Origin of the sequence: Rhizobium sp. S163, assembly GCF_030380805.1 — a bacterium.
In the GTDB taxonomy this organism is placed as follows: domain Bacteria; phylum Pseudomonadota; class Alphaproteobacteria; order Rhizobiales; family Rhizobiaceae; genus Rhizobium.
In genome coordinates, this window is sequence record NZ_JAUDSA010000003.1 from 815,907 (window position 1) to 828,918 (window position 13,012).

The 13,012-nt window shown below is 61.6% G+C and carries 12 protein-coding genes; 7 read left to right on the top strand and 5 right to left on the bottom strand.

Features of this window, described 5'->3' with window-relative positions:
- Nucleotides 1-45: 45 nt before the first annotated feature.
- The 3 genes from QTL96_RS04265 to QTL96_RS04275 all read right to left on the bottom strand — a co-directional run bounded on the left by QTL96_RS04265 (nt 46) and on the right by QTL96_RS04275 (nt 2,440).
- Nucleotides 46-711, bottom strand: coding sequence for a transglycosylase SLT domain-containing protein (locus tag QTL96_RS04265; RefSeq protein WP_354669114.1), 666 nt, complete (start codon nt 709-711; stop codon nt 46-48).
- A gap of 260 nt (nt 712-971) precedes the next feature.
- A complete protein-coding gene (locus QTL96_RS04270) occupies nt 972-1,736 on the bottom strand; it encodes an N-acetylmuramoyl-L-alanine amidase (RefSeq protein WP_289726801.1) in 765 nt (254 codons plus the stop codon).
- The gene (locus tag QTL96_RS04275) at nt 1,733-2,440 is read right to left on the bottom strand and encodes a DnaJ family molecular chaperone (RefSeq protein ID WP_018897554.1); all 708 of its coding nucleotides are present in this window, start codon (nt 2,438-2,440) and stop codon (nt 1,733-1,735) included. The genes QTL96_RS04270 and QTL96_RS04275 overlap by 4 nt, the downstream gene beginning before the upstream one ends.
- 400 nt (nt 2,441-2,840) lie before the next feature.
- On the opposite strand from QTL96_RS04275, the gene QTL96_RS04280 reads away from it, so the two are divergent.
- The 3 genes from QTL96_RS04280 to QTL96_RS04290 all read left to right on the top strand — a co-directional run bounded on the left by QTL96_RS04280 (nt 2,841) and on the right by QTL96_RS04290 (nt 5,810).
- Entirely contained in the window at nt 2,841-4,052 is a 1,212-nt protein-coding gene (locus QTL96_RS04280) for a pyrophosphate--fructose-6-phosphate 1-phosphotransferase (protein WP_018897553.1), read from the top strand.
- Between the two features lie 59 nt (nt 4,053-4,111).
- Nucleotides 4,112-4,747: a LysE family translocator gene (locus QTL96_RS04285; RefSeq protein WP_289726802.1), complete on the top strand. Its 636-nt coding sequence runs from the start codon at nt 4,112-4,114 to the stop codon at nt 4,745-4,747.
- Nucleotides 4,748-4,895: 148 nt separating this feature from the next.
- Nucleotides 4,896-5,810, top strand: coding sequence for a transglycosylase SLT domain-containing protein (locus QTL96_RS04290; protein ID WP_289726803.1), 915 nt, complete (start codon nt 4,896-4,898; stop codon nt 5,808-5,810).
- A 22-nt stretch (nt 5,811-5,832) separates the two neighbouring features.
- Here QTL96_RS04290 and QTL96_RS04295 read toward each other — a convergent pair whose 3' ends face one another.
- The gene (locus QTL96_RS04295; RefSeq protein WP_289726804.1) at nt 5,833-7,224 is read right to left on the bottom strand and encodes a serine hydrolase; all 1,392 of its coding nucleotides are present in this window, start codon (nt 7,222-7,224) and stop codon (nt 5,833-5,835) included.
- Between the two features lie 179 nt (nt 7,225-7,403).
- Between QTL96_RS04295 and QTL96_RS04300 the strand changes: the two genes are divergently transcribed.
- The 4 genes from QTL96_RS04300 to QTL96_RS04315 all read left to right on the top strand — a co-directional run bounded on the left by QTL96_RS04300 (nt 7,404) and on the right by QTL96_RS04315 (nt 11,589).
- Nucleotides 7,404-8,648: a DUF3419 family protein gene (locus QTL96_RS04300; RefSeq protein WP_289726805.1), complete on the top strand. Its 1,245-nt coding sequence runs from the start codon at nt 7,404-7,406 to the stop codon at nt 8,646-8,648.
- Complete coding sequence (locus QTL96_RS04305) at nt 8,645-9,319, top strand: class I SAM-dependent methyltransferase (protein WP_289726806.1); 675 nt, start codon at nt 8,645-8,647, stop codon at nt 9,317-9,319. Before QTL96_RS04300 ends, QTL96_RS04305 begins: the two co-directional genes overlap by 4 nt.
- Nucleotides 9,320-9,449: 130 nt before the next feature.
- The gene (locus QTL96_RS04310) at nt 9,450-10,247 is read left to right on the top strand and encodes a GH25 family lysozyme (protein ID WP_026282822.1); all 798 of its coding nucleotides are present in this window, start codon (nt 9,450-9,452) and stop codon (nt 10,245-10,247) included.
- 82 nt (nt 10,248-10,329) lie between these two features.
- On the top strand, nt 10,330-11,589 hold the full coding sequence (locus QTL96_RS04315) for a lytic murein transglycosylase (protein WP_289726807.1): 1,260 nt from the start codon (nt 10,330-10,332) through the stop codon (nt 11,587-11,589).
- Between the two features lie 523 nt (nt 11,590-12,112).
- Here the strand turns inward: QTL96_RS04315 and metF are convergent.
- Nucleotides 12,113-13,012, bottom strand: coding sequence for a methylenetetrahydrofolate reductase [NAD(P)H] (metF, locus tag QTL96_RS04320; protein WP_289726808.1), 900 nt, complete (start codon nt 13,010-13,012; stop codon nt 12,113-12,115).

Genomic DNA, 13,012 nt, shown 5'->3' on the forward strand with positions numbered 1-13,012 from the left:
ATTCAGCCACAAGCGCTTTCGCCCGTGGCTATCCCACGCTGGCGATCAGTTGATCATTGCCAGCACCTTGCCGCAATAGGCCTTGGAAACCGGGTTCATGCGGGTCGCCGCGTGGCCGGCATTGTACTTGAGGATGGTATCGCAGGTCTCGCCGCCACCAAGCGTGTGGGCAGCCGCCAGATACTTCATACCGTACTTGATGTTGGTATCGGGATCGAAAAGACCCTTGCTGGAACCCGAGTAGCCCATCATCCGAGCCGTCGCCGGCTTGATCTGCATGAGGCCGATTTCGCCGGCGCTGCCGCGAGCATTCGGATTGTAGTTGCTTTCGACGCGAACAACGGCATGCGCCAGTTCGACCGGAACGTTGTACTCTCTCGCGTACTTGACGATGATCGCCGCGTACTTGCTGCCAGGCATGTCGGGCATCGCGAAACCGGACGTACGGTCGACGGTGTTGAGTGCCACAGTCTTCTGGGCCTTATCGGTCTTGGCGACCTTCTGTACCCGCTGGGTCTTGTGAACTTTCGGAGCCTTCTTCGAGGCCACTTCGGCCGTCTTGGCCTTGTCTGTCTTTTGCGTCTTGAGTGTCTGCGTCGTCTCTGTCGTCTCTGTCGCTTGCGCTCTATTGCCCCATTCGCCTGCGTTTGCGCAATTGAATCCCATCAGCAGTGTGCTGGCGCACACCACAGCAGAAAAAATCTTTCTCATGTAGTCCAGATACTCCAAGCAAAAGAAAAGCTGCGTATAAATGAAATCCGAACGCAGCATAAATTCGCATCAATACTCAAAGTATCAGCGATATTTCTTTTCTGTTTCAATTGACGACGGTCGACAACACACAACAAAACAACCGGCGCCGTTTAGCGACTGCGGTTAGACCATCGCATTGAGGAGATAATAGGGAAAACATGTGGCAGCGCGGCAAACCCGTAAAATCTAGGGGTATATGCCGGCAAATCGCCCCGGTCTCAGGCGCCGTAGCGCGGCAGGGCCGATAGCAGGCGATGCAGCGTGTCGATCGTCGAGAAATCGGCGATCCCGTCGACCCTCTCGGGACGGAAATGGCGCTGGAAGGCTTCGATCTCGCCCGCCATCTTGTCGGAAAATTCGCCTGTGATCTCAGTGCCGTAACCGTAGAGCGACAGCATCGACTGCAGGGCTTCGACCGGCTGTCCCTGGTCGCCGCGCTGGAAGAAGCGTCCGCCGGTGATCGCGGCCGGCGCCACCCAGTGGCCGACGCCCCTGGAGTGCAACAATCCCCAGGGGAAGTTTTCGCCCGGATCAAGCTTGCGCCGAGGGGCGACATCTGAGTGTCCGAGCACCCTTTCCGGGGTGATTGACCAACGTTCGCCGCAGTCGCGACACAATTCGATCACCGCCTCGAGCTGCGCCTGCGGATATTCAGGCAAGCCGCCCGGATGTCCGGCATTGGCGATCTCGATGCCGATCGAAGACGAGTTGATATCGGTCTCGCCCTGCCAGATGCTCTTGCCGGCATGCCAGGCGCGCCACGCCTCCGGAACGAGCTGTACGACGTCGCCATTCTCATGAACGAAGTAATGGCACGAGACCTGGCTCTCTTCGCGACAGAGCCAGTCGAGCGCTCCGTCCGCGGTCGGCATGCCGGTATAATGGAGAATGATCATGTCGGGCTTTCGCCCGTCGACGCGCTCGCCATGGTTCGGCGACGGCCGTACGCTCGCTTCGGCGTAGTCTGCCTCAAAGGCGCTCATGCGGCGCGGCGTTCCTTCTCGATCGCCTCGTAGGCGGCATTGAGCGCCGCCATGCGTTCATTGGCAATCGCATGAAACTCTGCCGGCACGCCGCGCGAGATCAACCGGTCCGGATGATGCTCGCTGACGAGACCGTGGTAACGGCGGCGGATCGTCGGGAAATCATCCGAAGGAGAAACGCCGAGCACCTTGTAGGGATCGCCCCCGATCGACACATGCCGCGCGGCGATCTGCTCGAAGCGCTGCTCGCTCATGTGGAAGATCTCGGCCACATGCGCCAGGAACGCAAATTCCTTCTCGTGGATCAGACCATCGGCCTTGGCGATATGGAACAGGCCGTCGAGCACTTCTTCCAGAACCGGGCAGTTGGCCGCGCAGGTCACGCAGAGCGTCGAAAGCCGCTCCGCATAGGCCTCGTAGCCGGCCACGTCCTGGCGCGCCAGATTATAGAGACGCGCGACGTTGGCCGCCTGATCGTCGGGGAATTCGAAAATCTCGCGGAAGGCCTGGACCTCCTTCTCGCTGACGATCCCGTCGGCCTTCGCCATCTTCGCCGACAGCGCGATGATCGCGACCGAAAACGCCACCTTGCGCCGCGTCTCGGGGTCGCCTTCAAAGACCGTGCGAACAGCCTCGACCACGGCGGAAAGCGCATTTCCCGCAGCGTTGCCTATGGCGTTCAGCAGTTTTTCCCAGAAGGACATCAGGTCTCTCGTGCAATAAAAGGAGAAACACCTTGAACAAATAAAGGTTGCCTTTGCAAGACGGGGATTGGCCGCAGGGTTGAAAACACCTTTCACAATTCGGTAATGGTCGCGTGTAACCGAGACATTGGCACCCCTTGGTGACCCCAAGCACGACGGCCTCGTGACGCTTTGTCGCGCCGCATCGGGACGCCTTCGGATAGACCCGCCGACGATTTCCACAATCCCATGCAAACCGTGTTTGCGGCTTGAACCGATTAGATCAGCGCCTGCAGGCGACTTGCTTGCTTGACCGCGCTGCAACACGCATTTTTCACAGAAACAACACTTTACACCATCCGCTCTCTGCCGCATCCATGCACGACCGAACCAAGCTTAGACACGGATAGCGGAGACACCCATGGCCAAGAAAAAAGTCGCAATGCTCACGGCAGGAGGCCTTGCGCCTTGCCTCTCTTCGGCCGTCGGCGGGTTGATCGAACGCTACACCGACATCGCCCCCGATCATGAACTGATCGCCTACCGCTCCGGCTACCAAGGCGTGCTTCAGGGCGACAGCATCAAGATCACGCCTGAGATGCGCGAGAAGGCCTATCTGTTGCATCGCTACGGCGGCTCGCCGATCGGCAACAGCCGCGTCAAGCTCACCAACGCCGCCGACTGCGTCAAGCGCGGCCTCGTCAAGGAAGGCGAAAACCCGCTGCGGGTCGCGGCCGAGCGCCTCGCCAATGACGGCGTCAGCATTCTCCACACGATCGGCGGCGACGACACCAACACGACGGCGGCCGACCTCGCCGCCTATCTCGCCGCCAACGGCTACGACCTGACGGTCGTCGGCCTGCCGAAGACCGTCGACAACGACGTCGTTCCGATCCGCCAGTCGCTCGGCGCCTGGACGGCGGCCGAAGTCGGCGCGCACTTCTTCGACAATGTCAGCAACGAGCAGACCGCCGCTCCACGCACCCTCATCATCCATGAAGTCATGGGCCGCCACTGCGGCTGGCTGACGGCAGCCACCGCCCGCGCCTATCTGAAGCGCACCCGCAACAATGAATATGTCGACGGCATGATGACCAATGCCGGCATGAAGAGCATCGACGCGGTCTATCTGCCCGAAACACTCTTCGACCTCGAAGAAGAATCGGCGCGCCTGAAGGAGATCATGGACCGCACCGGCCATGCGACCGTCTTCGTCTCCGAAGGCGCCTGCCTCGACGCCATCGTCGCCGAGCGCGAGGCAGCCGGCGAAACCGTCAAGCGCGACGCCTTCGGCCACGTGAAGATCGACACCATCAATGTCGGCGGCTGGTTCCAGAAGCAGTTCGCGAGCCTGTTGAACGCCGAGCGTTCGCTGGTGCAGAAGTCCGGCTACTTCGCCCGCTCCGCCCCTGCCAATGGCGACGATCTGCGTCTGATCCAGAGCATGACCGACCTCGCCGTCGAGAGCGCGCTGAACAAGGTCTCTGGCGTCACCGGCCACGACGAAGGCCAGAACGGCAAGCTGCGCACCATCGAATTCCCGCGCATCAAGGGCGGCAAGGCTTTCGACACCTCGGTCAAGTGGTTCGGCGAACTGATGGACGAGATCGGTCAGAAATACGAAGACGCATGATTGACGCAGGCGAGATATGATGTCTTTGCTTGTCCTCTAATGAAAGAGGAGGAGATTCCATGTCGCTCGAAGCTTGGCTAGCATTTGCTGCAGCATCGGCAATCATGCTGGCTATCCCAGGGCCGACGATTCTCCTCGTCGTATCTCATGCGCTCGGCCACGGCCGCAAGACAGCCTTTGCGACCGTGAGCGGCGTGGCGCTCGGCGACTTCACCGCGATGACGGCGTCGCTCTTCGGCCTCGGCGCGCTACTGGCGGCCTCCGCCACGCTGTTCACCGTCCTGAAGTTCATCGGCGGCGCCTATCTGATCTGGCTCGGCATCAAGCTCTGGCGGGCGCCGATCATTGACGGCCCGATGGCCGACAATGACAACCTGCCCGAGGAAAAATCGCTGAAGATCTTCCTCCACGCCTACGTGGTGACGGCTCTCAACCCGAAGAGCATCGTGTTCTTCGTGGCCTTCGTGCCGCAGTTCTTGAATCCCGCGCTTCCGTTCTTCGGTCAGATGCTGATCATGGAAGCCACCTTCCTCGTGCTCGCGACCATCAACGCCTCCACCTACGCGCTTGCCGCGCATGCCGCGCGGGGCCTGATTCGCAAGGCCGCCGTGCAGCGCGCGGTCAATCGCACGGGCGGCACATTGCTCATTGCAGCCGGCGCCGTGACCGCCGGATATCGCCGCATCGCTGCCTGAAAATCTCAGGTTACCGACCGCGAAAAGCTCAAGAAATTTTCCGTGGGTTGCCGCAAAGCAACGAATAGGTTAATTGGCAATTCAGGGCTTAAGGTTTTTGGTAACTTTTGACGCTGCCGGGGTGGCGCGTTTTCACGAGAGTGAGAGTATGGCAGCGATCGGTTTTTCCGGCTTTAAACGCAATCTCATCGTATCCACGATGCTGTGCTGCGTTGCTGCTGGCTGCTCGAGCGTCGAATACACATCCCAGGCGGATTTGATGGCCGAGCAGGTCGTCGTCCCTACCCCAAAGCCCGGCGAAGACGCGATGTTTGCGGCCATCCCAGCAGGCGAAGGCACACCTGGTACTCAGATCGGCGGCGACCAGACCGCTGCATCCGTCGCAACCGCCGCCATGCCGGCAGTCGATTCGACGCAGCAGACAGCGCAGTTGCAGCCTGCCGCTTACGGCCAAATCCCGCTGACACCTGAAATGACCGCGATCCAGTCCGTGGTGCCGACCCCGCGACCGGGCGCACCGTCGACCGAACTCGCTTTCGCCGCCAGCCCGCAGAACAATGCCATTGCCGCCCTTTCGGCGATCGACACCACGCCGCACTCGATGATGGACTACGGCTTCGACACATCGGGCCCGATGGACCCGCCGACCGCGCCGCCGATGTTCAGCGACAACGACAGCGACGACGATGGCGCGCCGACTGTTGAGAAAAGCGCGATCACCAAGATCATCGACAAGTACTCGCAAATTTACAAAGTGCCCGCGACGCTGCTTCACCGCGTCGTTCACCGCGAAAGCCGGTACAACCCGAAGGCCTACAACAAGCGCGGCTACTTCGGCCTCATGCAGATCAAGTACAACACCGCCAAGTCGATGGGTTACGACGGCCAGCCTGAAGGCCTGTTCGACGCCGAAACCAACATCAAATATGCCGCGAAGTATCTCCGCGGCGCATGGCTGGTGTCCGACAACAGCGAAGACAATGCCGTCAGGCTCTATGCCCGCGGCTACTACTACGACGCCAAGCGCAAGGGCATGGACGACATCGCCCACGGCAACTACTAAGCCTTATAGCATCTAACGTCTATTATTGCGCGAGATCGGCCGAGGCCGATCGGGTCGGCGGCGGCAGCTTCGCCAGTATCTCCTTCAGCAGAATTTCCGGCCGGTATCTGAGCCAGCTCGGTGTCAGCCCGAGCCTGACCATGACGAGACTGGCCGACGGCACGATCACCATGCTCTGGCCATCATGCCCTTCCAGCCAGAAGGCGTCGTCCGGAATACCGGTCTCCCCGCTCCTGCCGCTGCCGGGCGGGCGAAGCCAGGACTGGCCATGCGAATACATGCCGCCGGAAGATGCCGTCGGCGTACGCATCATGCTCATGAAGCTCTCGGGCAGCAGCCGCTCGCCATTCCAGACCCCATCCTGCAGCAAGAACTGCCCGAAGCGGACCCAATCGCGCGCCGTCGCATAGAGATAGGAGCTGCCGGCGAAGGTGCCCCGCGCATCAACCTCGAACACCGCGCTCGACATGCCGAGCGGATCGAACAGCGCCGTCCTCGGATAGTCGATCGCCTGCTTCTCGTCGCCAAGGCGATCCATCCAGATGCGGGAGATCAAAACGGAGGTTCCGCTGGAGTAATTGAACTGCGTGCCGGGATCGTCATCCAGAGCAAGGCTTGCCGGCAGCGCCGTCTGGTCCGCGTCGAGATAGAGCATGCGCGTGACGTCAGCCACGGTGCCATAATCCTCGTTGAACCTGAGGCCGCTCTCCATCCCAAGCAGCTGCCCCAGCGTGATCTGCGACCGCTTGTCGTCCCGCCATTGCGCAAACAGCCCGGCATCCTCGGCGCCGATCTTGCCGTCGAGCATCAACCGGCCGACGAGCGCCGCGTTGACCGTCTTGGTCATCGACCAGCCGATCAACGGCGTTTGCGGCCCGAAACCCTTTCCGTAATTCTCCGCGACGATCTTGCCGTCATGCAAGACGACGACGGCGCGCATATGCTCGCCGGTCAATGCCGGGTCGGCAAGCAGTGCTGCGATCGCCGCGTCGTTTTCGATCGGCAGCGCGGCTGCGGTCTCTGCAGCCTTGGCGACTGCAGGCTCGGGCACCGCTTTTCGCGCGGCGGCGAAATCGCCATCCGGCACGGCCGTGCAGCCGAGACCATCGCGGTAGATCGCATAATTGGCGGCAAATAGCCCGAGGATGCGCGCGGTCACCTGCTTGCCGGCCTCATCGACCTGCACGCGAATCAACCGTAACAGAGGATTGCCGGGCGCCTGGACGTCTTCGGCCAGCACGGCATTCGCGTCGCGCCCGGCCAGGAAGACATTCGAGCAGACGATCTTCGCCGCATAGCCGTCGCCGATCCTGAGCAACTCCGGCGGCCTGACATAAAGCCAGCCCGCACCCGCGACGACGATGACGGCGACACCCGCAGCCGCCGCCTTCAAGATGCGCAGAACGCGTCCCATGAGCACCCCTCCCCAGCCAATAGAGAAACAGGAAAATTGCCCTTTAGAAAGCTCCGTCAAGTCCCGGCCGTTCCCAATTGCGCGAGGCGCCCGCAGCCGGGCCGCCCACAGGCAACGTCATCAAACTGTAGCGCCGCCGCGTTAAACGCCCTGAACGCTAAATGTTGAGAGACTCACTTATGACGGAATTTGCCCCGGATGCCGGCTTCCGCAAGAACCGGAAACTCAAGGCAGCTCTTCTCCGCCACAAGGCCTTTTCGAAAGAGGGCCTGTCCGAACGTCTTTTCGGGCTGCTCTTTTCCGGCCTCGTCTATCCGCAGATCTGGGAAGATCCCGATCTCGACATGAAGGCGATGGAGCTTGAGCCTCATCACCGCATCGTCACCATCGGCTCCGGCGGCTGCAACATGCTCGCTTATCTCTCGCAAAGCCCGGCTTCTATCGATGTCGTCGACCTCAACCCGCACCATATCGCGCTGAACAAGCTGAAGCTCGGCGCCTTCCGCCATCTTCCCGCCCATGCCGATCTCGTTCGCTTCCTGGCAAGACCGAACCAGTCCGCAAACAGCCAGGCCTTCGATCGTTTCCTGTCGGCCAATCTGGATGAAGCGACGAGCAACTACTGGAACGGCCGCAAATTCGGCCGCCGCCGCGTCACCGTCTTCGACCGCAACATCTACAAGACGGGCCTGCTCGGCCGCTTTATCGGCGCCGCCCACCTTCTCGCCCGCGTCCATGGCATCGACCTCACCGGCGTCGCCAAGGCGAAGACGATGGAAGAGCAGCGCCAGCTCTTCGACGAGAAGATCGCGCCTCTGTTCGAAAAGCCTGTCGTGCGCTGGATCACCAGCCGCAAGAGCTCGCTCTTCGGCCTCGGCATCCCGCCGCAGCAATATGACGAGCTCGCAAGCCTCGCCGCCGACAATTCGATCGCGCCGGTTCTGCGCTATCGCCTGGAAAAGCTCACCTGTCATTTCCCGATGCAGGAAAACTACTTCGCCTGGCAGGCCTTCGCCCGCCGTTACGCCGATGAAGGCGAAGGTCCGCTGCCGACCTACCTGAAGGCGGAGCACTACGAGGCGATCCGCGCCAATGTCGACCGCGTCAGCGTTCATCATGCAAGCTTCACCGAACTGCTTGCCGGCGAGCCTGCCGCCTCGCGCGATCGCTACATCCTGCTCGATGCGCAGGACTGGATGACGGACCAGCAGCTGAACGACGTCTGGTCGGAAATATCGCGCACCGCCCGCGACGGCGCCCGCGTCATCTTCCGCACAGCCGCAGAAAAGAGCATCATCGAAGGCCGCCTCTCGCCCGCCATCCGCGACCAGTGGACCTATCTTGAGGACCGCTCGCTCGAACTGACAGCGCTCGACCGCTCGGCCATCTACGGCGGCTTCCACATCTATGTGAAGAAGCCATGAGCCGGACGGATATGAGCCCGGTGGACGCACCCTCGGAGAAGCATGCCGACCTCATGGACGGCATGTATCGCTACCAGCGCCATATCTATGACCTGACGCGCAAATACTACCTCCTCGGCCGCGACCAGACGATCCGTAATCTGGACCTCGGGCAGAACGCCACCCTGCTGGAAGTCGGCTGCGGCACCGGCCGCAATCTGGCGCTGGCCCACCGGCATTATCCGCAAGCAAGGCTCTACGGCCTCGATATCTCGCAGGAAATGCTGATCTCGGCCCGCAAGACCTTCGCGGGCCTGAACACCTCGGCCGATTTCCGCGTCGCCGACGCCACGGCTTTTGACGCCCGCGATTTCGGCGTCGATGGCTTCGACCGGGTGATGATCTCCTACGCGCTGTCGATGATCCCCGATTGGGAGCGTGCGATCGACGCTTCGCTTGCGGCGCTCGCCCCCGGCGGCCAGCTGCACGTCGTCGATTTCGGCCAGCAGGAAGGCCTGCCCGGCTGGTTCCGCGCCCTGCTGCGCTCCTGGCTCGACAAGTTCCACGTCACGCCGCGCGCGACGCTGCGAGACGTCCTGCAGGTCAAGGCTGACCAGGAAAATGCCCAGCTGATCTTCAAGACGATCGGCGGCGGCTATGCCTGGCGCGCGATAATAATTAAGGCCCACTAATATTTAGCTTGAAACTAACCGATTTTTTACGTTGATATGGTGAATAGAGAGGGCATCTAAGCGCTGGACGCGTCAATTCGAAGGTCAGGCTGTGGGGCAAAAAGATCATTCGGTTCACGACGGAACATCCATGCGCCGGCTTCTGTTATGCGTATTGCCCCTTGCCCTCATGCTCGCTGGCTGCACCTCCTCGGGCTATGACTATCTCTCCACCGCCTCGATAAAGCCGAAGATGCGCTTTCAGGACACCGATCCGCAGGATTTCGGACCTAAGCATCCGCAGCAAAACGCCATCCACGGCATCGACATCTCCAAGTGGCAGGGCGATATCGACTGGCAGACGGTGCGCAAGTCAGGCGTCGACTTCGCCTTCATCAAGGCGACCGAGGGCAAGGACCGCATCGATCCGCGCTTCAGCGAATACTGGCAGGAAGCCCGCCAGGTCGGCATTCCGCACGCCCCCTATCATTTCTACTATTTCTGCTCGTCGGCCGACGAACAGGCGGACTGGTTCATCAGCAATGTGCCGAAGGAATCCATGAAGCTGCCGCCGGTGCTCGATGTCGAGTGGAACGGTGAATCGAAGACCTGCCGCACGCGCCCCGATCCCGAGACCGTGCGCTCCGAGATCAAGCGCTTCATGGACAGGCTCGAGGCCTATTACGGCAAGCGCCCGATCATCTACACCTCGGTCGATTTCCACCGCGAAAATCTCGACGGCTATTTCCAGGACTATCACTTCTGGGTCCGCTCCGTCGCGAAGCACCCCGAGGTCACCTACGCCAACCGTCGCTGGGCCTTCTGGCAGTACACCTCGACCGGCGTGATCCCTGGGATCAAGGGCCCGACTGACATTAACGTGTTCGCGGGTTCGGCGAAGAACTGGAATAACTGGGTCGCGGCCGTATCCAAGGATAGGAATTCTTAGTAACGTCCCGTTTTCTTTCTTGCTTCTGTCACAATCATTTGGGACATCGACAGCAATTCAAGCAATGACGAGGATACACTCCATGCACCGCACGCCTGCAAGCCGTTCTGCGCTCGCTCTCCTCCTTGCCGCTGGTCTGGCGACCGGCGCGGCAGCGCAAACACCGGCCCCGGCCGCACCGGCCGGTCAGGCGCCCGCGACGGCGGTAGCCCCCGCCGCCCCGGCTGTCGCATGTGACGGCGATCTCTCCACCTTCCTCGCCGGCGTCAAGGCCGAGGCGATCGCAGCCGGCGCTTCCGCCGAAGCAGCCGACAAGGCGCTTGCCGGCGCCCAGATCGACCCGAAGGTGCTGAGCCGCGACCGCGCCCAGGGCGTGTTCAAGCAGACCTTCCTCGAATTCTCCCAGCGCACCGTCAGCCAGGCCCGCCTCGACATCGGCCGCCAGAAGATGAAGCAGTTCGCCGACGTCTTTTCCCGCGCCGAACAGGAATACGGCGTGCCTCCTGGTGTCATCACCGCCTTCTGGGCGATGGAAACCGATTTCGGCGCCGTGCAGGGCGATTTCAACACCCGCAACGCGCTCGTGACGCTCGCCCATGATTGCCGCCGTCCGGAGCTCTTCCGCCCGCAGCTGATCGCGCTGATCGAGATGGTCCAGCACGGCGACCTCGACCCTGAGACCAACACCGGCGCCTGGGCCGGCGAAATCGGCCAGGTGCAGATGCTGCCGCGCGATATCATCGCCTACGGCATGGACGGCGATGGCGACGGCCATGTGCGCCTGAAGCAGAGCGGCCCTGATGCCATCCTGACCGCCGCCAAGTTCATCCAGCACCTCGGCTTCCAGAAGGGCCAGCCCTGGCTGCAGGAAGTCACCATCCCGCAGGACCTGCCCTTCGAGAAGTCGGGCCTCGGCGGCACAATGACGGCGGGTGAATGGTTCGCGCTCGGCGTCAAGCCGCGCAACGGCGACGTAAGCTTCGGCACGCTGCGCGGCGATCTTGTCCTGCCGCAGGGCCGCCTCGGACCGGCCTTCATCGCCTATCCGAACTTCGGCATCTATCTCGAGTGGAACAAGTCCTTCATCTACACGACCTCGGCCGCCTATTTCGCGACCCGCCTTTCCGGCGCCGAGCCCTATCTCAAGGGCACGCCTGAACAGGGCCTGACCAACGACCAGATGAAGGAACTGCAGACCAAGCTCGACACCATGGGCCACGACGTCGGCGCCATCGACGGCATCCTCGGCTCCGGCACCCGCATCGCCATCCAGAAGCAGCAGCAGCGCCTCGGCATGCCGGCCGACGGCTGGGCGACACCTGCCCTCCTCAACGCGCTCTGAGCGCCCGCGAGAGAGCTGAAAACGACGACAAGAGCCGGGCCAAGTGCCCGGCTTTTTCGTTTTCCGATTTCGTGAGCGTTTTCAGCGGCCTGTACCGCGCCTGCAATCCGCCACAGGCGTAAACGGCGGGTCGCCCTTTTTTACGCTCCGTTAAAATGTGTGAATATTTTTCCGACCGATTTTGTCGTGAAGATTCAGCGGAGTAGCATTTGCCACCAGGGAGAGATGTGACATTTTCGCCGCATCGCAGCAAAAAAAGCGCTTTCCAACTGCCACAGTCCCGACATATTATCGGCTCGTTAACGCGAGGAGACAGACATGGGACTGACACGATCCTTGAATGTCCTTTTGATCGGTGCGGCGTTTCTATTCGTGCTGTCGATGCTTTTCATCTGACACAGGATGCCGCTTCAAACGGACTATGCCGACACTCCTAGATAGCGCAGAGTTCATGAAACAGAAAAAGCGCAGGCCATCGCGGTCTGCGCTTTTTCAGTTCTATCAGCTGTGAACGTCGCCTTGATCAGGCGGCAGCACCCGCGCTCTTGGCCGCGTTGCGCTTGAAGCCGAGGTTTGTCAGAACCGCCGAGACCAGCGGCGCGCGGTTCATCGTATAGAGATGGAAATCACTGACACCACGACGGGCCAGATCCTCGATCTGCTCGGCGGCGACATCGGCCGCGACCTTGGCGCGCTCTTCCGGCTTGTCGTCATAGCCCTCGAAGCGCTCGTCGAGAAACGCCGGGATGACCGTGCCGCAGGCGCCGGCAAAGCGCTTCAGCTGCGTGAGGTTCATGATCGGCATGATGCCGGGAACGACGGGAATGGTGATCCCGGCCGCGCGCACCTTCTCCAGGTAGCGCTCGAAATTGTCGTTGTCGAAGAAGAACTGCGTCAGCGCCCGGTTGGCGCCGTTATCGGCCTTGCGCTTCAGCATGTCGATATCGGCGGCGACGTCGCGGCTTTCAGGATGCTTTTCCGGATAGGCCGAAACCGAGATCTCGAAATCGCCGAGTTCGCGCAGTCCCGCGACCAGCTCGGAGGCGTTGGCGTATCCACCCGGATGCGGCGTGTAGGGCGCGCCGACGCCATCAGGCGTATCGCCACGCAGCGCCACGAAGTGCTTCACGCCGGCCTTGCGGAAGCTCTCGACGACGCTGTGCGTCTCTTCCTTGGTGGCGCCCACGCAGGTGAGGTGCGAGGCCGTGGCAAGCGGCGTGGAGCTGATGAAGCGCGACACGGTTGCCAGCGTCGGCGCCTTGGTCGTGCCGCCGGCACCGTAGGTTACCGACACGAAGTCGGGGTTCCAGTCCTGCAGTTCGCTGACCGTCTTCCAGAGCTGGCCCTCGGCCTCTTCCGACTTGGGCGGAAAGAACTCGAACGAAATGCCGATCCTGTTGCGCGCGTCCTGGTTCAAAGCCAT

Bases quoted from the DNA above. Each gene is read 5' to 3' on its own strand.
- QTL96_RS04265 (WP_354669114.1), bottom strand. From the start codon at position 711: ATGAGAAAGATTTTTTCTGCTGTGGTGTGCGCCAGCACACTGCTGATG.
- QTL96_RS04270 (WP_289726801.1), bottom strand. From the start codon at position 1,736: ATGAGCGCCTTTGAGGCAGACTACGCCGAAGCGAGCGTACGGCCGTCG.
- QTL96_RS04275 (WP_018897554.1), bottom strand. From the start codon at position 2,440: ATGTCCTTCTGGGAAAAACTGCTGAACGCCATAGGCAACGCTGCGGGA.
- QTL96_RS04280 (WP_018897553.1), top strand. From the start codon at position 2,841: ATGGCCAAGAAAAAAGTCGCAATGCTCACGGCAGGAGGCCTTGCGCCT.
- QTL96_RS04285 (WP_289726802.1), top strand. From the start codon at position 4,112: ATGTCGCTCGAAGCTTGGCTAGCATTTGCTGCAGCATCGGCAATCATG.
- QTL96_RS04290 (WP_289726803.1), top strand. From the start codon at position 4,896: ATGGCAGCGATCGGTTTTTCCGGCTTTAAACGCAATCTCATCGTATCC.
- QTL96_RS04295 (WP_289726804.1), bottom strand. From the start codon at position 7,224: ATGGGACGCGTTCTGCGCATCTTGAAGGCGGCGGCTGCGGGTGTCGCC.
- QTL96_RS04300 (WP_289726805.1), top strand. From the start codon at position 7,404: ATGACGGAATTTGCCCCGGATGCCGGCTTCCGCAAGAACCGGAAACTC.
- QTL96_RS04305 (WP_289726806.1), top strand. From the start codon at position 8,645: ATGAGCCGGACGGATATGAGCCCGGTGGACGCACCCTCGGAGAAGCAT.
- QTL96_RS04310 (WP_026282822.1), top strand. From the start codon at position 9,450: ATGCGCCGGCTTCTGTTATGCGTATTGCCCCTTGCCCTCATGCTCGCT.
- QTL96_RS04315 (WP_289726807.1), top strand. From the start codon at position 10,330: ATGCACCGCACGCCTGCAAGCCGTTCTGCGCTCGCTCTCCTCCTTGCC.
- metF (WP_289726808.1), bottom strand. From the start codon at position 13,012: ATGGCTTTGAACCAGGACGCGCGCAACAGGATCGGCATTTCGTTCGAG.